General features: G+C 61.8%; 19 protein-coding genes. 13 read left to right on the forward strand and 6 right to left on the reverse strand.

Annotated features, from left to right (window positions below):
* Positions 1-114: 114 nt before the first annotated feature.
* The 4 genes from QCE83_RS30005 to QCE83_RS30020 all read right to left on the reverse strand — a co-directional run bounded on the left by QCE83_RS30005 (position 115) and on the right by QCE83_RS30020 (position 4,524).
* Positions 115-951: an ABC transporter permease gene (locus tag QCE83_RS30005; protein WP_309819743.1), complete on the reverse strand. Its 837-nt coding sequence runs from the start codon at positions 949-951 to the stop codon at positions 115-117.
* Between the two features lie 13 nt (positions 952-964).
* Positions 965-2,236, reverse strand: coding sequence for an ABC transporter permease (locus QCE83_RS30010; RefSeq protein ID WP_309819745.1), 1,272 nt, complete (start codon positions 2,234-2,236; stop codon positions 965-967).
* A gap of 65 nt (positions 2,237-2,301) precedes the next feature.
* The gene (locus tag QCE83_RS30015) at positions 2,302-3,336 is read right to left on the reverse strand and encodes an ABC transporter substrate-binding protein (protein WP_309819747.1); all 1,035 of its coding nucleotides are present in this window, start codon (positions 3,334-3,336) and stop codon (positions 2,302-2,304) included.
* A gap of 72 nt (positions 3,337-3,408) precedes the next feature.
* The gene (locus QCE83_RS30020) at positions 3,409-4,524 is read right to left on the reverse strand and encodes an ABC transporter ATP-binding protein (protein WP_309819749.1); all 1,116 of its coding nucleotides are present in this window, start codon (positions 4,522-4,524) and stop codon (positions 3,409-3,411) included.
* Between the two features lie 201 nt (positions 4,525-4,725).
* On the opposite strand from QCE83_RS30020, the gene QCE83_RS30025 reads away from it, so the two are divergent.
* Positions 4,726-6,222, forward strand: a complete 1,497-nt coding sequence (locus QCE83_RS30025) for a PLP-dependent aminotransferase family protein (RefSeq protein ID WP_309819751.1) — start codon at positions 4,726-4,728, stop codon at positions 6,220-6,222.
* Positions 6,223-6,281: 59 nt separating this feature from the next.
* On the opposite strand, the gene QCE83_RS30030 is transcribed toward QCE83_RS30025, so the two are convergent.
* Positions 6,282-6,464, reverse strand: a complete 183-nt coding sequence (locus QCE83_RS30030) for a hypothetical protein (protein WP_309819752.1) — start codon at positions 6,462-6,464, stop codon at positions 6,282-6,284.
* A gap of 176 nt (positions 6,465-6,640) precedes the next feature.
* Between QCE83_RS30030 and QCE83_RS30035 the strand changes: the two genes are divergently transcribed.
* The 11 genes from QCE83_RS30035 (at position 6,641) to QCE83_RS30085 (ending at position 19,791) form a co-directional block, all read left to right on the forward strand.
* Positions 6,641-7,192 carry a fimbrial protein gene (locus QCE83_RS30035; RefSeq protein ID WP_309819754.1) on the forward strand — a complete coding sequence of 184 codons (552 nt, stop codon included), beginning with the start codon at positions 6,641-6,643 and terminating at the stop codon, positions 7,190-7,192.
* Positions 7,193-7,303: 111 nt separating this feature from the next.
* Complete coding sequence (locus tag QCE83_RS30040) at positions 7,304-8,044, forward strand: fimbria/pilus periplasmic chaperone (RefSeq protein ID WP_309819756.1); 741 nt, start codon at positions 7,304-7,306, stop codon at positions 8,042-8,044.
* 209 nt (positions 8,045-8,253) lie between these two features.
* On the forward strand, positions 8,254-10,812 hold the full coding sequence (locus tag QCE83_RS30045; protein WP_309819758.1) for a fimbria/pilus outer membrane usher protein: 2,559 nt from the start codon (positions 8,254-8,256) through the stop codon (positions 10,810-10,812).
* A 34-nt stretch (positions 10,813-10,846) separates the two neighbouring features.
* Positions 10,847-11,959, forward strand: a complete 1,113-nt coding sequence (locus QCE83_RS30050; RefSeq protein ID WP_309819759.1) for a fimbrial protein — start codon at positions 10,847-10,849, stop codon at positions 11,957-11,959.
* Between the two features lie 76 nt (positions 11,960-12,035).
* Entirely contained in the window at positions 12,036-12,548 is a 513-nt protein-coding gene (locus QCE83_RS30055; protein ID WP_309819762.1) for a fimbrial protein, read from the forward strand.
* 185 nt (positions 12,549-12,733) lie between these two features.
* Entirely contained in the window at positions 12,734-12,889 is a 156-nt protein-coding gene (locus tag QCE83_RS30060) for a hypothetical protein (RefSeq protein WP_309819764.1), read from the forward strand.
* Positions 12,890-13,435: 546 nt separating this feature from the next.
* A complete protein-coding gene (locus QCE83_RS30065; protein WP_309819766.1) occupies positions 13,436-13,570 on the forward strand; it encodes a hypothetical protein in 135 nt (44 codons plus the stop codon).
* A 650-nt stretch (positions 13,571-14,220) separates the two neighbouring features.
* The gene (locus tag QCE83_RS30070; RefSeq protein ID WP_309819768.1) at positions 14,221-15,054 is read left to right on the forward strand and encodes a hypothetical protein; all 834 of its coding nucleotides are present in this window, start codon (positions 14,221-14,223) and stop codon (positions 15,052-15,054) included.
* 78 nt (positions 15,055-15,132) lie between these two features.
* Positions 15,133-16,365: an HlyD family efflux transporter periplasmic adaptor subunit gene (locus QCE83_RS30075; protein WP_309819772.1), complete on the forward strand. Its 1,233-nt coding sequence runs from the start codon at positions 15,133-15,135 to the stop codon at positions 16,363-16,365.
* Positions 16,366-16,367: 2 nt separating this feature from the next.
* Positions 16,368-18,476 (forward strand): peptidase domain-containing ABC transporter, encoded by a 2,109-nt coding sequence (locus QCE83_RS30080; protein ID WP_309819774.1) that lies wholly within the window; start codon positions 16,368-16,370, stop codon positions 18,474-18,476.
* Positions 18,469-19,791 carry a TolC family protein gene (locus QCE83_RS30085; RefSeq protein ID WP_309819775.1) on the forward strand — a complete coding sequence of 441 codons (1,323 nt, stop codon included), beginning with the start codon at positions 18,469-18,471 and terminating at the stop codon, positions 19,789-19,791. The genes QCE83_RS30080 and QCE83_RS30085 overlap by 8 nt, the downstream gene beginning before the upstream one ends.
* Before the next feature lie 7 nt (positions 19,792-19,798).
* On the opposite strand, the gene QCE83_RS30090 is transcribed toward QCE83_RS30085, so the two are convergent.
* Positions 19,799-20,380 (reverse strand): TetR/AcrR family transcriptional regulator, encoded by a 582-nt coding sequence (locus QCE83_RS30090; RefSeq protein WP_309819777.1) that lies wholly within the window; start codon positions 20,378-20,380, stop codon positions 19,799-19,801.
* Positions 20,381-20,501: 121 nt separating this feature from the next.
* Between QCE83_RS30090 and QCE83_RS30095 the strand changes: the two genes are divergently transcribed.
* Complete coding sequence (locus QCE83_RS30095) at positions 20,502-20,969, forward strand: nuclear transport factor 2 family protein (protein ID WP_309819779.1); 468 nt, start codon at positions 20,502-20,504, stop codon at positions 20,967-20,969.
* Positions 20,970-20,971: the final 2 nt, after the last annotated feature.

Here is a 20,971-nt window from a genome sequence, read left to right on the forward strand (position 1 = left end):
ACAGGACCTTACGCCATTTTCAAGCGTCCTTCCTCTGCATCAACGATGCCAGGAAAAGCCTTCTGTAAGCTTAAAAAGAGCGAATGTCGGACGAGACAGCGTGCCATGCCTGTGTCAGGCAACGGCCCGTGCCGCAGCACGGCCGCGCAACCATTCCAGCGCGAGCAGCAGACTGGTCGAGAAGACGATCAGGATCGTGGCGAGCGCCGCAATGGTCGGGCTGATGTTCTCGCGGATGCCGGTGAACATCTGTCGCGGCAAGGTGGTCTGGTCGGCGCCGGCGAGAAAGAGCGTGACGACGACTTCATCGAACGAGGTCGCGAAGGCGAACAGCGCGCCGGAGATCACGCCCGGCGCAATGACCGGCAGCGTCACCTTGAAGAAGGTGCGCAGCGGGCTGGCGCCCAGCGACTGACTCGCGCGCACGAGGTTGTGGTTGAAGTTCTGCAGCGTCGCGCCGACGGTCGTCACGACGAACGGCACACCCAGGGCCGCATGCGCGAGGATCAGCCCGAAGTACGTGTTCGCGATGCCGAGCGGCGCGAAGAACAGATACATGCCGACGCCCACGACGATCACCGGCACGATCATCGGCGAGATCAGGACGGCCATCAGCAGGCTCTTGCCGATGAAGTTCGCCTTCGTCAGCCCCACGGCGGCAAGCGTGCCGAGAATGGTCGCCACCAGCGTCGCCGAAGGCGCCACGATGAAGCTGTTCTTCGCCGCCATGCGCCACTCGTCGGACATGACGAGGTTGTGATACCAGCGCATCGACCAGCCGGGAATCGGGTAGACGAGGAAGGTGCTCGACGAGAATGACAGCGGCACGATGGCGAGCACCGGCAGGATCAGATACAGCAGCGTCAGCACGCAGAGGATCCGCAACGCAAAGTACCAGACGCGTTCGATGGCGGACGTGTGCGGCGCGAACATCGGTTTGGCGAGTTTCATGTGGCGTTCCCAGTCAGCCCAGGCTCACGTTCGAGCGCGTGAAGCGGCCGTAGACGACATACAGCAGCAGCGTCGCGGCGAGCAGCAGGGCGCCGAGCGCGCACGCCATGCCCCAGTTGATCGTCACGTTGGTGAAGTAGGCGATGTAGTAGCTGACCATCTGGTCGTTCGGTCCGCCGAGCAGGGCCGGCGTGATGTAGTAGCCGATCGCCAGAATGAACGTGAGCAGCACGCCCGCGCCGATGCCTGGATACGTCTGCGGCACGTACACGCGCCAGAAGGCCGCGAACGGATGACTGCCCAGCGACACCGCCGCGCGCTGGTAGCTCGGGGGCACCGATTTCATCACGCTGTAGAGCGGCAGGATCATGAACGGCAGCAGGATGTGCGTCATCGAGATATAGACGCCGACACGGTTGAACAGCAGCGCGAGCGGCGAGCCGATCAGACCGCTGCCGATCAACGCCTTGTTCACTAGTCCCTCGCTCTGCAACAGCACGATCCACGCGGCCACGCGCACCAGCACGGAGGTCCAGAACGGGATCAGCACGAGCACCATGACGAGGTTCGCGCGGCGCGCGGGGAGCGTCGAGATCCAGTAGGCGAGCGGATAGCCGAGCAACAGCGCGAACACCGTCACGCCCACGCCGATCACGAAGGTCCGCGCGAAGACGTTCAGATAGATGGACTGGTCGGGATCGGCATGGACGAGGTTGCCGAAGCCGTCCTGCTTGTGATCGAGCGATGCGAGCACGTAGAACGGCGAATAGCGCCCGGAGTTCTTCGCGATGGCCTGCCAGTACGCGGGATCGTTCCAGCGCTCGTCGAGCTCGACGATCTTCGCCTTGATCTGCGGCGCGGCGAGCGGCTTGCCGTCGCCGCCGGAGAGCGGCATCGCCCGCGCGGTCTTGGCGACGAGCGAGCGATAGCCGGGAATCTCGGTGTTGAGGCGGCGCGCGAGAGCGCCCATCGAATCGCCTTCCTGGATCGCCGTCAGGTCTTGCGCGAGCGCGGCGTAGGCTTCGTCCGGCGGCGTCGTCTTGCGGTCCCACTTCTTGAGCACGGCGCCCGTGTGCGGCAGCGCATTCGCGACTTCCGGATTCTCGATCGCGCGCGTGAGCAGCGCGGCGATCGGCACCACGAAAATCAGGAACAGGAAGATTGCGAGGGGCGCAATGAGCGCGAGGGCCATCGCGCGCTTCTTCGCGTCGGCGATCTTCAGTTCGCGTTTCAGACGCGCGCTCGATTCATGCGCGTCTTCCGCCGGGATCGTCATGGTATGCACGGGATGTCTCCTTCACGGCCGCGCTTCGTCCCGCCAGCGCGGCCGTCGGTTTCACGGTTGCGCGCTTACTTCGTCGCCCACGCGGTGAAACGCTGCTCGAGTTCGTCGCCATGGTCGGTCCAGAACGCCATGTCCTGCAGCACCGCGTTTTTCGCGTTCTCCGGCGAGTTCGGCATGTCCGCCTTGGTCTTCGCATCGAGCGCGGAGATCGCCGCCTTGTTCACCGGACCGTAGGCAATGTTCTTCGCATACGTTTCCTGCGGCTTCTGCGAGACCGAATACGCGATGAACTGCGTCGCCACGTCCTTGTTCGGCGAGCCTTTCGGAATCGCCCAGTAGTCGAGGTCGTAGATGCTGCCGTTCCACACGACCTTGAGGTTCTTGCCTTCCTTGCGCGCGGCGTCGATGCGGCCGTTATAGGCCGTCGACATCACCACGTCCCCGGCGACCAGGAACTGCGGCGGCTGCGCGCCGGCCTCCCACCACTGGATGCTTGGCTTCAGTTCGTCGAGCTTCTTGAACGCGCGATCCGCGCCGGCCTTCGTGCCCAGCACCTTGTACACGTCCTTTGGCGCGACGCCGTCGGCCATCAGCGCGAACTCGAGGTTGTAGCGCGCGCCCTTGCGCATGGCCCGCTTGCCGGGGAATTTCTTCGTGTCCCAGAAATCGGCCCAGCCGGTGGGCGCGGTCTTGAGCTTGTCGGCGTTATAGGCGAGCGCCGTCGACCACACGAAGAAGCCGACGCCGCAGGTGGCCGGCGACTCGGGTACGAGGTCCGATTTCTTCGCGATCTTCGACCAGTCGAGCTTCTCATACAGGCCTTCGTCGCAGCCGCGTCCGAGGTCGCCCGATTCGACTTCCACCACGTCCCAGTTCACGTGCTTGGCTTCGACCATCGCCTTGACCTTGGCCTGTTCGCCGTTGTACTCGACCGCCGTGACCTTGTTCTTGCTCGACTGCTCGAAGGGCTGGTTGAACGCGACCTTCTGGGCGTCGCCATTGGCGCCGCCGAAGTTGACGACGGTGATTTCCGCCGCGCCCGACGCTGCCGACGCGCACGCGAGCGCGGCCGTCATGGAACACAGTGCGAACTTCTTCATGATGGTTTCCTCTGTCTGCCTGGTTTTATCGATGGACTTGCGGTTGGACGGCACAACGTGTGGCTGGAAAGCTCAGGCGAACACGCGCAGATGCTCGGGCGCGAATTCGAGCGCGACGGGTGCGCCGGGCGTGAATGCGTCGAGCGCGGCGGTGCCGAGCGGCACCTTGACGAAGCATTCGTCCTGCTCGCGCACGCCGCAGCGCATGCGCACGTGGTCGCCGAAATAGATCAGGCTGCGTGCCTCGCCGGACAGCGCGTTGCTGTTGCCGTTCGCGTGGCCATTGCCATTGCCGGTGCCTTTGCCGTGCGTGAGCGTCATGCGCTCGGGCCGGATGCACGCGACGGCCGGCGCGCCCGGCTTGGCGTTCGCGATGTTCAGGCCGGAGAGGCGGGTGCCGTCGGCGAGGCGGATGGCGCAGTAGTCGCCCTGCGCCTGTTCGATGGTGCCGCGCAGCCGGTTGCTGTCGCCGATGAAGTTGGCGACGAACTCGTTGCACGGCGCTTCATAGAGGTGATCGACAGTGTCGAGCTGCTGGACGATGCCTTTGTCGAACACCGCGACGCGGTCCGACATCGTGAGCGCCTCGCCCTGGTCGTGCGTGACATAGACGAAGGTGACGCCGAGCTTCTCGTGCAGCGCCTTCAGTTCGATCTGCATGTGCTCGCGCAATTGCTTGTCGAGCGCGCCGAGCGGCTCGTCCATCAGCACGAGCTTCGGTTCGAACACGAGCGCGCGCGCCAGTGCGATGCGCTGCTGCTGGCCGCCGGACAACTGCGCCGGATAACGCTTCGCGAAGCTCTCCATGCGCACCATCTTCAGTGCATTGTCGACGCGATGCGCGCGCTCTTCGGCGGACATCCTGCGCACCGACAGCGGATAGTCGACGTTCTGCTGGACCGAGAGATGAGGAAACAGCGCGTAGTTCTGAAACACCATGCCGATGTCGCGCTTGTGCGGGGGCACTTTATTGAGCAGCTTGCCGTCGAGCCAGATCTCGCCGCCGGTCGGAAACTCGAAGCCCGCGAGCATCATGAGACAGGTGGTCTTGCCGGAGCCGGACGGACCGAGCAGCGTGAGGAATTCGCCTTGGTAGATGTCGAGATCGAGCGACTTGACGACGAGCGTCTCGCCGTCGTAAGTCTTCCTCACCCCGCGAAAGCTGACGATCACCTGATCGGATTTCATCGTCGTGTCTCCCTTCGGAAATTCTGGTGGCTTCCTTATCCGCCGGGCATACGGACATACCCGGAAATTTTTTCTCTTGCTTCGAATAACTATAGCCCGGCACGGTTCTACAATGGGGAGCCATTTCAATATTCAGAATGGAACCACTTGAGACGGCGTGCGTGTCGGCAGTGAAGCCAAGAAAAAAGAGGAGACAGGCGCATGGACACCATCATCCTGGCCGACTGGCTGAGCGCGCGGCTCGACCGCTCGGCCGCCGAGCCGACGTACCGCCAGATGCTCGAGCTGATGCAGCAGGCCATCCTGACGAGCCAGCTCGCGCCCGGCACCAAGCTGCCGAGTTCGCGCACGCTGGCGATCGATCTCGGCATCGCGCGCAATACCGTGCTGCACGTCTATGACCAGCTGACGGCCGAAGGCTACGTGAGCTCGGCGACCGGCAGCGGCACTTATGTCGCCGACACCGCGCCACGCGACGGCGCCGCCATCCCGCCGCGTCCGGACGAGGCCAAGCCGCCCAGCGCCATCTCGCGTCGTGGCGAGCGGCTGATCGCGCAGGCGGGCGTGTCGCCGAAGCAGTGGGGCGCGTTCATGCCGGGCGTGCCGGATGTCGCGGAGTTTCCGGCGCGCACCTGGAGCCGCCTGCAGGCGAAGCTCTGGAAGCGCCCGAGTCCCGATCTGCTCACCTATGCGCCCGGCGGCGGCTACCGGCCGCTGCGCCGCGCGTTGTCGGATTACTTGCGGGTTGCGCGCTCGGTGAAGTGTCAGCCCGACCAGATCATCATCACGACGGGCATTCATCAGTCGATCGACCTCGCCGTGCGCCTGCTCACCGATTTCGGCGATCGCGCGTGGGTCGAGGAGCCGTGCTACTGGGGCGTGCGCAGCGTGCTGCAGTCGTCGGGGCTGACGCTCGCGCCGGTTCCCGTCGACGCCGAAGGGCTCAATCCGGGCGCGCGCGACATGGCCAATCCGCCGAGGGTCGCGCTGGTGACGCCTTCGCATCAATATCCGCTCGGCATGGTGATGACGCTGGCGCGGCGTCGCGCGCTGCTGGAGTTCGCGCGTCAGCACAAGGTGTGGATCATCGAGGACGACTACGACAGCGAGTTCCGCTACGGCAGCCGGCCGTTGTCCTCGCTACAGGGACTCGACGAGTCCGGCCAGGTGATCTACGTCGGCAGCCTGGGGAAGATGCTGTATCCCGGCTTGCGGATGGGCTATATGGTCGTGCCGGACGATCTCGTCGATTCCTTCCGCACCGGCGTGGCCGAGTTGTATCGCGAAGGGCAGCTGATGCAGCAGGCGGTGCTGACGGAATTCATCCTGGACGGCCATCTCACTTCGCACGTGCGGCGCATGCGCGGGCTGTACGGCGAACGGCGCGAGTTGCTGATCAATGCGATTCGCGCCCGCTTCGGCGATGCACTGCCGGTGCGCGGCGACGAAGCCGGACTGCATTTCGTGCTCGAACTGCCCGGCCATGCCGATGACCGGGTCATCGCCGCCGAGGCGCTTGCCGCCGGCGTGGTGACGCGGCCGCTCGTCAACTACTACCTGAAGCAGGACGAAGCGCTGCGCGGCCTGATGCTGGGCTATGCGTGCGTGCCGAATGACGACATCGCGCCTAACTTCGCGCGTCTCGCCGATGTGATCGAGCGCGCACTGGCGCCGGCGTCGCTTGCTTTTGGTCGCTGAGTGAGTCGGAAGAAATGCATGCTTTCTCGCATGCGACAAGAAAAGACCGATGCAGCCGATCAGGCTGCATAGCTGATCGACAGCGGCTTGATGAAGTTATCCGGCCACAGGCTGCTGTTTTTCACCTGTCCTGCGTAAGACTTATCCTGTAATAGCGATCCATCCTGTTGCGGAATCAAATAGTAGGAAAGATCGGGTAACAAAAATCGATCGGATATTGCATCATTCGTTCCGCGTTTCATGCTTTTGTACTCGTTACTTGGTCATCCGAATCAACCTAGGACGAATCTGGGGCGAGTGGCATTGAAACCGCAACCCCGGGGTTAAGGTGTGGGTAATGATAGATCACCACCTGGTCTATTGGAAAACGACGACACTGGAAACACCAGATGTTAATAATCGATTGGAGTAATAGGAAATGAAGAAGATTGCTGTCTCTGCGCTTGTCGCTGGAATTTTGGGTACGGCCGCCGCGGGCGCATTTGCGGATGCAGGCACGATCCAGTTCAACGGTGAACTGATTGCCGGAACGTGCGACACCGATGTCAACGGCGGCGGTTCGGCCGACGGCACGGTTGCGCTGCCGAAGGTTCAGACGCGCGACTTGACGGGCGCTACCGGCAAGATCACCGCCGGCGACACCAGCTACAAGATCGCACTGAAGAACTGCACGCCGGTATCGGGTCACTCGAAGGCGTCGGTGTTCTATCAGGCAGGCGCCACGGTTGATCCGGTCGACGGTCGCCTGATCGTGCAGCCGGGTGGTGCAGAGAACGTCAAGCTCGAACTGTTGAACCAGGACGGCACGCAGATCAAGGTCGGTTATTCGAGCGACCTGCAGAATTCGAAGCCGGTGGACATTTCCTCGGGTCAGGCCACGCTGTATTACATCGCACGCTACTACGCCACCGGCCAGACCTCGGCAGGCGCGGCTAACTCGTCCGTCGTGTACAGCATCAACTATCAGTAAATCGGTTTTCCTGAAGCCGGACCGGGTTATCTGACGGTTCGCTGAAAGGCGGGCGGGCTTGGTTGCCCGCCTGTTTGTAATCAGCTTGAGGTTAGGTGTTGCATCGTCACCATGAAACTGGCAAAGAAACTGGCAAGAATCGCGACTTCATTTGTCGTGGTGTGGGGATTTTCCGTCTGCGCGCATGCTTCGGTGGTCATCGCCGGTACGCGGGTCGTTTATAACCAGAGCGAACCTGAAGTCACGGTCAAGCTCACGAACAACGGCAAGGTTCCGGGCCTCGTGAAGGTCTGGCTCGACAAGGGCGATCCGGATGCCCGGCCCGATACCATCGAGGTGCCGTTCACCATTACGCCTCCGCTGATGCGGATCGACCCCACCAAGTCGCAGACCCTGCGCATCATGTTTGCCGGTGAGCCATTGCCCGCAAACAAAGAGTCGATCTTTTATTTGAATGTTCTGGAAGTTCCGCCCAAAGCCACCGGCGAGGCAGCCTCCGCGAATCAATTGCAGTTGGCTTTCCGCACGCGTATCAAATTCTTTTACCGTCCATCCAGTCTCCAGAAGCAGCCTGTCGATGCGGCGGGACAGGTCGTGTGGCATCTGAAGCAGGACCACGGAAAGACGCTGATCGAGGCGTCGAATCCCACGGAGTATCACGTTTCGTTCGACAGCGTCTCGTATTCGGACGGCACGCGTACCGCGTCTTTCATTGATGGCGGCATGGTTGCGCCCGGCGAGACGAAGGACTTTCCGCTCAAGGGTGATGTGCCGAGTTCGGGCAAGGTCGCCTGGACAGTCATCAATGATTACGGCGGCCCTCAGCATGGCGAATCACGCCTGGCGCCCTGAGCGTTTTAATCAACGATTTTCTCTAATGACTTCCCGGCACGAGGTTGGGCGCCGGGGTGGTCCTTCACGTCTGAATCCGTAGCAAAGCGTAGCGTGCTGGAACGAAGGCATGCGCGGATTTCCGTACAGCCTTCTGTTCGAAGTACCTATCCATGATGCAATTCGGAAGAACTCAAATGTTCGGTCTGTCCAAAAGACCGATCAGCGTTGTGACGCTACAAGCAATTGCCGCGATGGGTGTCAGTGCCCAGGCGCTGGCGGATGAATCGCTGAAACTTTCGCAGGTCGAGTTCAATGACCAGTTTCTCGATTCGGGCAGCGGCGAGAAAGTCGATATCTCCCGATTCAACAAAGGTCAACAAGTCCTTCCGGGTACCTACCGGGCCGAAACTTTCGTCAATGACATGTGGCGCGGAAAGTTCGAGGTCGATATCCGCGAAGTCACGTCGGGTTCGGGCGAAGTCCGGCCGTGCTTCAACAGCGGTTTGCTGGAGCGGATTGGCGTGGATCTCAGGAAGCTCTCGCCCGAGTCGGCTGCAAAGCTCGCTGCGGCGGAAGGCGGCGCCGAGGGTGCCTCCGGGAAGGGCGCGTGTTTCGCGCTGTCGGACCTGATTCCGAGCGCGTCCGCGTCGTTCGACGGCGGCGAGCAGCGGCTGGACGTCAGCATTCCGCAGATCGTGATGTTCAGCCGCGCACGCGGTTACGTGGACCCGAAGTATTGGGACAATGGCATTCCCGCCGCCACGCTCCAGTACAACGCGAACGCCTATCACAGCACGGCCGGCGGCTTCACGAACGATTCACAGTATCTCGGTGTGACGGGCGGCGTGAACGCGGGGGCGTGGCGGTTCCGCTACCAGGGCAACCTGAACAGCTCCAGCTCGGCGGGCACGCATTATCAGACGGTGCAGACCTACGCGCAGCGCGGCTTCAGCGACATCAAGAGCCAGCTCACGCTCGGCGACACCTTCACGGATGGCGCCCTGTTCGACAGCTATGGCGTGCGCGGTGTCACGCTGGGAACCGACGACCGCATGTACCCCGAATCGCAGCGCGGCTACGCGCCGATCGTGCGCGGCATCGCGAACAGCAATGCGCGCGTGCAGGTGCGGCAGGGCGGCAACATCATTTACGAGACCACGGTCGCGCCCGGAGCATTCGAGCTGACCGATCTGTATCCCACGGGCTACGGCGGCAATCTCGATGTCATCGTGACCGAGGCCGACGGTACGCAGCACACGTCTACCGTGCCGTACGCAGCGGCGGTCAATGCACTGCGGCCGGGGATCACGCGTTACAGCGCCACGATCGGCCAGTATCGCGATGCATCGCTCGACATTCATCCGTTCGTCTCGCAAATGACGGTGCAGCACGGCATCAGCAACCTGCTGACGCTATATGGCGGCTTCACCGGCGCCGACCAATACTTTGCCGGCATGATGGGCGCGGCGATCAATACGCGGATCGGCGCCTTCGGTTTCGATGCGACTCACGCGACCGCGAGTTTCAAGCGCGTCGGCACGCATAACGGCATGAGCTTCCGGTTGAGCTACAGCCAGCTGCTCCAGCCGACCAATACGAATATCGCCATCGCGGCCTATCGCTATTCGACGAACGGCTTCTACAGCCTGTCGGATGCGATGGTCATGCGGCAGCTATACGAGACCGGCAATCCTGACCAGATGACGGCGCGGCAGAAGTCGCGCATGCAGTTCACGGTCAACCAGGCGCTGGGATCCAATGGCCGGTATGGCTCGGCCTATGCCATCGGCTCCATTGCCAACTACTGGAATCGTTCGGGGCAGGATACGCAGCTTCAGATCGGCTATTCGAACAGCTGGAAGCGGATCACGTATGGCGCGTCGTTCGTGCGGCAATTCGTCGTCAACACGAACAAGTGGGACAACCGCGTGATGTTCAACGTGATGATTCCGCTGGGCCTGGGCGCGCGTGCGCCGGTGTCGTCGACCAACTTCCAGTACGACTCGGCGAATCGCGCCTACAGCATGCAGGAGTCGGTCAACGGCACGCTGGGCACCGACGGCGCCTTGTCGTACGGCGTCAATGCCAATTACAGCGATGGCGGCAATGCCGGCTCGAGCGCAACTACCGTCGGCGGCAACCTGGGCTACGTGGCGCCGTTCGCGCAGATGACCTTGAACGGCAGCACGGGGCGCAACTATTCGCAAGTCGGAGCGGGGGTGTCGGGCGGCGTGGTGGCCTGGAAGGGCGGCGTCGCGTTCACGCCGAACATGGCGGAAACCATCGGCATTGTCGAAGCGAAGGACGCGGCCGGCGCGCGTGTCGCGAGCGGTGCGGGGTTGCGGGTCGATCCGTGGGGTCATGCGGTTGTCTCGGGCATGCAGCCGTACTCGAACAACGATATCGAAATCGACCCGAAGGGCCTGCCGATCAACGTCATGCTGAAGTCGACGGTGCAGCGCTCAGCGCCCACCGCGGGCGCGGTGGTGGCGTTGAAGTTCGACACGGAAGACACCGGCCGCGCGGCGGTCATGCACGTCACTCAGCCGGATGGCAAGCCGCTGCCGTTCGGTTCGCAAGTGTTCGACGACAAGGGCGACAACGTTGGTGTGGTAGCTCAGGGAAGTCGAATTATTGCGACTGGTCTGAAGATCGACGAGGGCAGGATGCATGTCAAATGGGGTGACTCGCCGAATCAGACGTGCGCGGTGCGTTATCAATTGCCGCCGATGCAGAAGACCAAGCAGCCGGCTTCACTGGCGATTTCCGATGGCGTCTGCGGATAAGTCTGGCGCGCACCAATTCAACGAAGGACAGAACATGAGAGTGATGGGAAGAGCGGTGCGGGCGTGGATCCGTTGTGTGTTGTATTGCGTTGGTTTATTGGCGATGGCGCCTGGGCAGGTGTGGGCAACTGCGTCGTGCCATTCGAATCCGCCTTCGCTCTATACGCTGAATTTTCCGGCCAGAGTGGCGGTGGCGCGGGATCTGCCGAATGGGTCGCCGTTGACGGGGTGGATGTCCACGCCACTCACCACGAACTACTGGACGTGCAATCAGTCGGGAAACTGGTTTACGGGGACCGACTTCGAAGTGGCGGGAATCATCCCTAGTATGCCGACGTCGTACACACGCTCTTATAACGGCGTCGCTTTTCCTGTCTATGCGACGAATGTACCCGGCGTGGGGATGGCCTTGGGCGGCGTGATCTATACCAATGGCCGAACACGTGGGCCGTTCGGCTTCCCGAGTCTCGGATATCAGTGGAATCAGGACGGCACCGCTGTGAACAATGGCGGTCAACTGATCGGGTCGCTGGTCAAGATCGGGAATGTCACACCCGGGACGGTGAGCGGCCAACTCGCGCAGGCGTTCTCGTGGGAGTCCGCAGTGAAGACGCAGCCCCCCGGAAACCTGGATCTTTCTGCGGGGGTTATCAATTTCGACATGACGCCGGTCATCATCACCGTTCTGACCTGCCAGACGCCTGATGTCAACGTGGATATGGGCACGCAAACACCGGCCGACTTCCCGGGACTTGGCGCTCCATCGAGCAAGTCGAGATCGTTCAACCTGGCCTTCAACAATTGTCCCGCCGGCGTGGCGGACAGCACAGATCCAGCCAGCCTTTCCGGATTGATCCATAGCGTTCAATACAGGATTGATCCCATCTCGCCCGACCGCCTGGTGTCCGGATACAGCAATGTCGTGGCGCTGGACAGCGGAACGTCGCAGGCAGGCGGTGTAGGCATTCAGTTGTACGACAGCACGGGCGCGGTTCTTCCTCTGGCGACCTACATGCCGCTGAATGGTTTCGACGGAACCAAGGCGAACAGTTATAGCCTTTCAATGAAGGCGAGTTATTTCCGTATTGGCGCAATCAGTCCGGGTACGGCAAACGCGACACTGTTGATGACCGTGCAGTATCAGTAACCTGGTCACGCAGTGAACATGGAATGTTCGTCGCGAGAGCGGCGGGCGAGGCTTTTATCGAGGAGGTTTTATCAAGATGCACAAGACAAGATCCATCATCGCAGGCGCGATGATGCTATGTTCGGCGTCCACATGGGCGGCCGACGCTACACTCAACTTCACCGGGAAGATCATTCTTCCCACCTGTACCGTGAATGCGGCGTACGTCAATCAGACGATCGATCTGGGAACAGTGAAGATTACTGACTTTACCGGCACCACTCAGAATCCCACGGCATTCCAGATCAATCTTGAGAGTTGTGTAGCAGGCACCAACGTCGCGATGACGGTCAACGGAACGTCGGATACGGTCACCAGCGTTCTCAAGAACACGGGCGACGCCGGAAAGGTGGGCGTGCAGCTGCTCAAGGCGAGTAAGGTAGGGGACACCACGGGAACCGCTATCACACTGGGCAGTGCAATGACGCTCGGCCTTGTGGATGCCACCAATAAGATGACCATCCCGATGGTTGCACAATTCTACAAGCTGGGGGCGCTAACAGCCGGAACCGTGGCTGCAACTGCAACGGTGAACTTCACCTACAACTGATCGCTCAGCAGATTTAAGAAAATGGAGGATTGATCAGCCTCCTGAGATGTCGTTAGACTCAATTGTCGGGCGAGAAACAAGCACTGACTTTGAGTCCATGATCGGGATCGAGCACGACGCGGCCGTTCTTGACGCACGGACCGAGCGCTCGAACAACTACAGATTTTTTAAAAAGAGTTCGAAAAATGGAAAAGATTAACCGTGAAGATCTGGCTAAGATGAACTTTGCCGGAGGTGCAAGCAGTTCGAGCATCAGTTCATCACTGACCAATATTACGATCAACGCGAGTGTCTCGAAGGGAAATGGCAAGGTTGGCGCTTTCGCCATTTCGGTAACCTGAGAGAGTGTGAATGCGCGCGTCGGGTCAGTTAATCAGGGAGTAGAAAACCCTCCTCGATAGTGCTCTGGACAGATAACCAGGTAACTTGATTTTACAAGGCTGATTTCATGCGTGCATGAAATCAGCCTTTTTCATTGGCGCCAAGGTACTGCACTTCACAATCAGAACGCGGCTTCCTCAAGCTTTGGCGGGACGCCTCGGAATTGGGAGGTCGCCAGCCATGAACGACTATGGGCGCAAGTGTCAAACCGATAAATGCCGCGTAGGCGGATGGAAAAGCTAGTCAAAACATCGTGAGGGGCCGTAAATAAGAGCCGGATTAATTCATAAATCCGTGAGATGGATTATAGGAGTCGGATTAATATTTATCGTCTGATTTAAATTTTAAGGCGACATTTTTGTAACTTTAGATCGATGCATAACCGTTATTCGGCTGGAAACCTATAATTCAATCACCGGCGAAAAGGTTGGTTTGAAGCAGTCAAAACCACAAATGCACGTGCGCCTTTATCTCCGGTGCTTACTTTTTTAATCAGAGGTTTTTAAATGCAGAAGATTGACCGTAACGCACTCATCAAGTCGCAAATCGCAGGCGGCACCGCCAAGAGCAGCAGCGGGGGCTCGACCTCCAGCTCGGCATCGTATTCGACCACGAATGTGAATATCTCGCTGTCGATGTAAGTCAGCAAGGCGCGCCGCAATCCGTTCACGGACCAAGGCGCGCTTCAACTTCAGTCTGTCCATGTAATTCGAAGGAGAAACAAATGCAAAAAATCGCACGCAAAGAGCTCGACCTGTCGAACGTCGCCGGCGGCTGCAAGGCTAGCCAGTCACGCGCTGCCGCAACCAACGTCACGTACGTCACCGTTCGCCTGGGTTAAGTCACGCCCGATACCGCTCGCCGGTGTCAGCTGACTCTGTATCAAGCGCGCACCTGCGCGGTTTGCCGGCGAGCAGGGCGCGCTTTACGAGAAATCGCATCACTGTTCAATCGAGGAAACCAAAATGCAAAAAATCGCACGCAACGAGCTGAATCTGTCGGACGTGGCTGGCGGCTGCAAGGCCAGCCGGTCGCAAGCTGCGGCAACCAACGTCACGTACGTCACGGTCTACCTGAAGAAGTGAGCTGCTGACTGGCGCACGCCGGTCGGTACGGGAAGAAGCTCGACAAGAGAGCGGACCTTCCGGGGTCCGTTCTCTTGCAGATCGTGTTACGGGGCAAATTCAACATGGCTACGGCTAACTTTTTGGTTCGACGCTCTCTGGCGCGCGCAAAGCATTCGTTGCGTCGTGCGGTGGTGGGTCGGATTCCCGCGCCCTGGCTTGAACCTGTGGCCAAAACGGCCTGGACGCTGCACAGCCTGTTCAGTTCCGAGGTCAACGCCAGCGGCAGGATTCGCGCGGAGATCGGAAGGGACGTGCTCGGCTTGCCGCACGCTCAGGCGCAGCGCGCAATCTCTGGCGCCAAGCTGGAAAACTTCGTCGATCAACGTCTGCATTTTGGTCGCCAGCTCAAAAGGCAGGAAGTCTGGCCGGATCTGGACGCCATCGCTCGCGAACTGACGCAACGCGTCGAAACCTTGCGACGCGAAGCGCCCGAGAAGCCCGTGTTCCTCTCGCCGTTTCACTATGTCTCCCAATACGCCAACATCGTGGTGGTCGAGCGCGTAGGGCAACTGCTCGGGCTCGAATCCATGGCGGTGGTGTCGGGCGTCATCCAGAATCAATACGGCGACGATCACGCCCTCATCCCGGGCATCAAGGTGCTGTACACCTACGGAGACGCGCATCGCAACAACCTCGGCGTGCGCGTGGCGCGCGCACTGAAGCGCGATGGCGTCGCGGTCCTGTTCGCCGACGTGCCGCCTTTCACCATGCATCGTTATCCCATGCAGACCGCGCGCGTCACGATGTTCGGCAAGGATGCGCGGGTTCATAACGGCATCTTCCGGCTGGGGGAAACCTTCGGCGCGCGCATGGTGCCCTTCTACCTGCGTTTCGCGCGCGGACGTTTCAGTCTCCGCGCATTCGAGCCGCTGGACCTCTCCGCGTCCACCGCGCCTCAGACGCTTGCGGACTACATCGAGACCGCATTACTCGAAAACTACGAGCAGTGGTTGCCGGCGGGCTATCCGGCCATGTACGCGTTCGCGCCTGCCCACTGACGCAGCCGGCCACTCCAACAATACGTGCGCACGCCAATGGCCGCGCACTCAACACGCGCACAGCAAGCTCAATCCTCCATGCAACCAACCGATATTCCTCACTTCAGGGACGTGCCCTGGCGCTGGATTGCGTATGCGACCTCCGCCTTCACGATCGTCGCGGTGACGTTCTCGTTCCTGCATCAGATTGAACTCAAGCAGGACGTGTCGGGCGAAATCATGTCGCCTTCCGAAGTCAAGATTCAAGGCTTGTCGGGGCTCGTTTCATCCATCTACGTGCGTCCGTCGCAAGAAGTCGTGCCGGGCACGCCGCTGTTCCGCCTGCAACGCGACTTCTCGCTGAGCACGGACGGCCTGCGCCGCCAGGTCTTCGACCAGCAGATGCGCGAGGCGCAGATCGCCGCCATCGACGCCCAGTACAGCGAACGCCGTGCGCAGCTGAACGCGCAGCGTGCGGCATCGCGGACCACGGAAGCGAGCCGCCGTGCCGAGCTGGCCGCGCTCGATGCGCAGATCACCCAGACCAGCCAGCTGGTCGGCGAGTATCAGCAGCGTCTGACGCGGCTGAATTCGGTGGCGGAGTACGTGACCGCCGACAAGGTCGAGCAAGCCCGCGCCGATGTGCATCAGGGCAAGGCGAGTGTGTCGCAGATCGTGGCGCGGCGTCAGCAGCTCAATGGCGAGATCGGCGCCGCGCGCAGTGCGCAGGCCGATCTCGCCGCGCAACTGGGCGAACTCGACGCCCGCCGTGCGCGCGACATCCAGGACGTACAGGCTCGCTACGAGCAGCAGCGCCAGGACGCGACGGTGTCCGCGCCGAAGGGCGGCGTGGTGACGTTCTCGGGACTGGTTGCAGGACGCATGTTGTCGACGACCGATGTCGCGCTGGTCATCGCGACCAAGGAGGGCGGGCCGCTGCGTGTCGCGCTGAGCATTCCGTCGCGGCGTCGCGGCTTCGTGCGCGAAGGTCAGCTCGTGCGGCTCAAGTTCGACGCCTTTCCCTACGCCAAATTCGGCACCTACGAGGCGCGTATCGATTCCATCTCGGGAACCACCGTGCTGCCCGCGAGCCCGCCCAGTAACCAGGGCACGCCGGGCACGCCCGATCCGGAACAGACCGCCGGCTCGAAAGGCTCGGACAGCGAAGGCGACTATCTCGCGTGGGCCACGCTGCGCGGCAATACCTTCGACTTCGAAGGTCAGCATTTCGCGATTCTTCCGGGCATGCGCGCGACCGCGAGCATCGTCGTGGAGCGCAGAAGCATTGCCGAATGGGTGTTGGCGCCACTGTTTCGAATGTTGAGGGGATGAACGTGCGAGTGATCTATCAGAATGAAGTGGCCGAATGCGGCTACGCGTGCCTGGCGATGGTGCTGTCGCATCTCGGCCGCGCGACGGAAGTGCGCGAGCTGTCCGCCTACAAGCCCATCTCCGCCAACGGCCTGAGCTTGATGGACCTGTACGACGTCGCCGTCGACTACGGCCTGGCGGTGCAGGCGTATCGCTTCGACCCGTCGCATCTTTCCGAAGTCAAGAAAGGCTCGATCCTGCATTTTGGCGGCGCGCATTTCGTCGTGTTCGAGAAGGTGAGCCGAGGCTATATCAGCATCCTCGATCCGGCCACCGGCCGCCGGCGCGTGTCGATGGATACGTTCCGTTCCGCCATCTCCGGCTTCCTGCTCGAGTTCTCGCCCACGCCCGAGATGCCGCGCATCCGCGCGAAGTCGCGCGTGCCGGCGGCGCTGAAGCGCGTGCGCGCCTTCAGTCCACAATTGAAGCGGCAGACGGCCAAGGTGCTGTTCGTCGCGCTCGGCAGCCAGTTCGCCATTCTCTCGATGCCGTATTTCGGCAATCTCACGCTGGACTATGTCGTTGCGGCGGACAATCGCAACCTGCTGAACGTGCTCATCATGAGCTTCGCCAGCATCTTCCTGCTGGGCGCGCTGAGCGAGTACGTGCAGAAGTACCTGACCGAACTGCTCTACACCCTCACGCAGATCAACTCGACGGAAGGCGTCGTGCGTCATCTGCTGCGCAATCCGATGTCGTGGTTCGAGAAGCGCCACGTCGGCGACGTCTTCGCCCGCGTGAAGGCGCAGGATGAAGTCAGCGCGTACGCCACGCGTTCGGCCATTACGCTGCATATCGATCTGGCGGTCGGCGTGCTGGCGCTCGTGCTGATGCTGATCCAGAGCGCGCAGCTCACGTTCATCGCGCTGGCGGTGTTCGCGCTGTATGTGCTCATCGCGCTGAGCATGTTCCCGGCGATGCGCGATACCCACGCGCTCGTGCTCGAAACCTCCGCGCGTTGCGACGATTCGCTGATCGAGACCATCCGCGCCGCGTCGCTGCTCAAGCTGGCGCAGGGCGAGACGCGCCGCACGGCCATCCACATGACCCTGTTCAAGGCGTATGCCTCGGCCATGTTGCAGAGCAGCCGCCTGGCCTGCCGGCGCGACGGCTTTCTCAAGCTGGTCAACTATGCGGACACGCTCGTCATCACCTGGATGGCGGCGCGGCTCATGCTGGGCGGCAAGATCTCGGTGGGCGTGTTCTATTCGTTCCTGATCTACAAGTCGCTGATGTCGGAGCGACTCGCGAGCGCCATCGGCGCGATGTTCCAGTACTTCATGCTGAGCGTGCCGACGGCGCGCGTCGACGACATCGTCGAATGCGAGAACGAGCGCTATACGCCGCTGCCCGATACGCAGCGCGCGACGGAAGTGCGTCAGTTCGACTGCATCGACGTGCGCAACGTGACCTTCAAGTACGGCATTTCGGATCAGCCGGTGTTGCGCGATGCGAGTTTCCGGATCAGCAAGGGCGACAAGATCGTCATCACCGGACCGTCGGGCAGCGGCAAGTCCACGCTGTTCAAGCTGTTGTCGGCGGCCGAGCCGTTGCAGGACGGGCAGATCGTGTTGAACGGCATCGCGTGGCCGAATCTCGCCGTCGATGAAATCCGCCGGCATCAGGCGCACATGCGGCAGGGCGACATCATCCTGCATGGCTCCATCGCCGACAACATCACGCTGTTCGCCGGCCAGACGGACGAGGACCGCGTCCACGCGATACTCGACGACGTCGGTCTGCTGCCGGACGTCATGCGGCTGCCGATGCGTACGCGCACGGTCATCAGCGACACCATCGCGAACATCTCGGCGGGGCAGCGTCAGCGCCTCTTGCTGGCGCGGGCGCTGTATCAGCAGCGCGAGGTGCTGTTGCTCGACGAACCCACCTCGAACCTCGATCCGGTATCCGTGCAGCATATCGCCACGCTGCTGCGCAATCTGGATCGCACGGTGGTGGTGATCACGCATGACATGTCGCTCGCATCGTGGTTCGACATCCGCTATCGCTTCGAAGACGGCGCGCTGGTGCGCGAAGACGCCGGCGCCGAGCAGGAGGCTGCCTATGCGTAAGCGCAACCTGGGCGCAGCGGCGCTGGTCGTGCTGCTCGGAACCACCCGTCTGGCGCAGGCCGACGATCTTTCCACCGTCGTGCAGCAAGCGCTCGATTACGACGCGGAGCTGGGCCAGGCCCGCGCTGCCTACGAGGCCGCGAAGCTGTCGGTGCCGATCGCACGCGCGGGCTTGTTGCCGCAGATCACCGGAGGCTGGGGCCGCGCGTACAACCGTATCGACATCGACTCTTATCCGCGGCAGACCTACTGGCAGAGCGGCTGGATGGTCAACATCACGCAGCCGCTGTTCGACTGGAGCAAGTGGACGGCGTATCGGCAGGCGGATTACATCGTTGCGCAAGGGGCCGTGGATCTGGCCGCGGCGCAGCAGAAGTCCATCCTTCGCGCCGTGCGCGCCTACTTCGACGAACTCGCCGCGGAAGACGAAGTGAAGCGCTCGGGCGAGTACCTTAAAGCCATCGAGGCGCAGCGCGATCAGGTGCGCCGCAAGCGTGCGGCGGGCGAGGCTACGCTGATCGACGAACGCGAAATCGACGCCGCGCGTGAACAGGCGCAATTGCAGGCAATGGACGCGCAAGAGGAACTGGGCGTCAAGCGTCGCGCGGTGCAGCAGGCGACGGGACAGCCGTTCGTGGCGCTGACGCCGTTGCCCGCCGGCATGACTCCGCCGGGTCTCACGGAGGGGCAGGAGGCTTGGGCCGAGCAGGCGAAGACGAGCGCGTATGAAGTGCAGTCGAAGGAACTGGGCTGGAAGATCGCACAATTCGATTCCGCGAAGGCGCGTGCGGCCGGCTATCCGGTGGTCAGCGTGACGGGCAGCTATACGCCGGCGGGCGCGGCGGGCGGCTATTCGCGTCCGACCACGACCACCGTCGGCATGTTGCAGGTGCAGGTTCCGCTGTTCTCGGGCGGCGAGATCCAGGCGCGGGTGAAGCAGTCGCTCGCGCAGCAGGACAAGGCGGAGCAGACCTTCAACGCGGCGTCGGTGCAGGCCGAAGCCGCCGCGCGCGACGATCACGCGCGCTATGTGCGTGAACGCATTCGCAGTGAATCGCTGACGCATCTGGTCGCGACGGCAGACGAGTCGCTGCAGGCGACGACGGTCGGCTTCAAGGTGGGCAGCCGTGCGAGCACGGATGTCCTGCGCGCCATCGACACGCTCTATACCGCGAAGCGGGATCTTTTGCGTTCGCGTTATGAAGCGCTGGTTGCGTTCCTGCGGCTCAAGGCGGACGTGGCGACGCTCAGCATGGAAGACATCGATTCGATGAACGCGCTGCTGGGCGGCTCGCCTGAAGTGTCTTCGCGCTAAGACTGCTTTACTCCGCGCTGGCGCCGCGTTTCACCGCGCGCACCAGACGCGCGAGCGCCTTCAACGCATCCGCGGGCGAATCGGCGAACTGCGCGGCGACAATGGCGCCGTCCACGGCGAGGGCGAGCGCCTGCGCGTCGGCTTTGGCGGTGCGCGCGGCCGGCATGAGTGCGCGAATGGCGGATGTCATGTCGCGCTTGTGCCGCCGCGCGATCTCCACCGCTTGCGGCAGCGTGCCGCCGATTTCCACCACCGAGTTGATGAACGCGCAGCCGCGATAGCTTTCGGCGCCGAACCATTCGGCCAGCGCCGGCACCAGCGCCGACAGCGTGCCGCCGTGCCGTTGCAGCGCGTCGTTGAACCAGTTCATCCAGTTGTCGTGCCGGAACTCGAGGAACGCGACAATCAGATCGTCCTTGCTCGGAAAGTAGCGATAGAACGTCTTCTTCGCGACGCCCGATTCGGCGATCACGCGGTCGATGCCCGTGGCGCGAATGCCGTCGCGATAGAACAGGTCATGCGCGGTCTGGAGAATGCGCGCATCGGGCGTGAGTTCCGGAAACTCGATCAGGGTGGCTGCCGTATTCATGCAGGCGATTGTAGACAGGTTCGTCTACCTGCGCTAGAGTGCGTCGGAGTAGACAGACTTGTCTACCAAGGAACGATCGTTCCGGACATCTGCCGTCATTCCGTTCACAGGAGGAATCGTCATGGAAAGCAAGCCGCCGTTCCCGCCGTTCGATGAAGAATCGGCCCGTTTGAAGGTGCGTCTCGCGGAAGATGCATGGAACACGCGTGAACCGGAGCGTGTGTCGCTCGCCTACAGCACGGATACACGATGGCGCAATCGCGCCGAATTCGCGAACGGACGTGAGGAAGTAGTGGCGTTCCTGCGCCGCAAATGGGCGCGCGAACTGGACTATCGCCTGATCAAGGAACTGTGGGCATTCACGGGCAACCGCATTGCGGTGCGCTTCGCGTATGAATGGCACGACGATGCCAACAACTGGTATCGCAGCTACGGCAACGAGAACTGGGAATTCAACGAGCAGGGGCTGATGACGCATCGTCATGCGTCGATCAACGACCTGCCTATCAAGGAAGCGGACCGGAAGTATCACTGGCCGCTGGGCCGCCGTCCCGACGAGCATCCGGGCCTGAGCGACCTGGGCTTCTGACG

The organism is Caballeronia sp. LZ034LL (genome assembly GCF_031451215.1).
GTDB lineage: Bacteria > Pseudomonadota > Gammaproteobacteria > Burkholderiales > Burkholderiaceae > Caballeronia.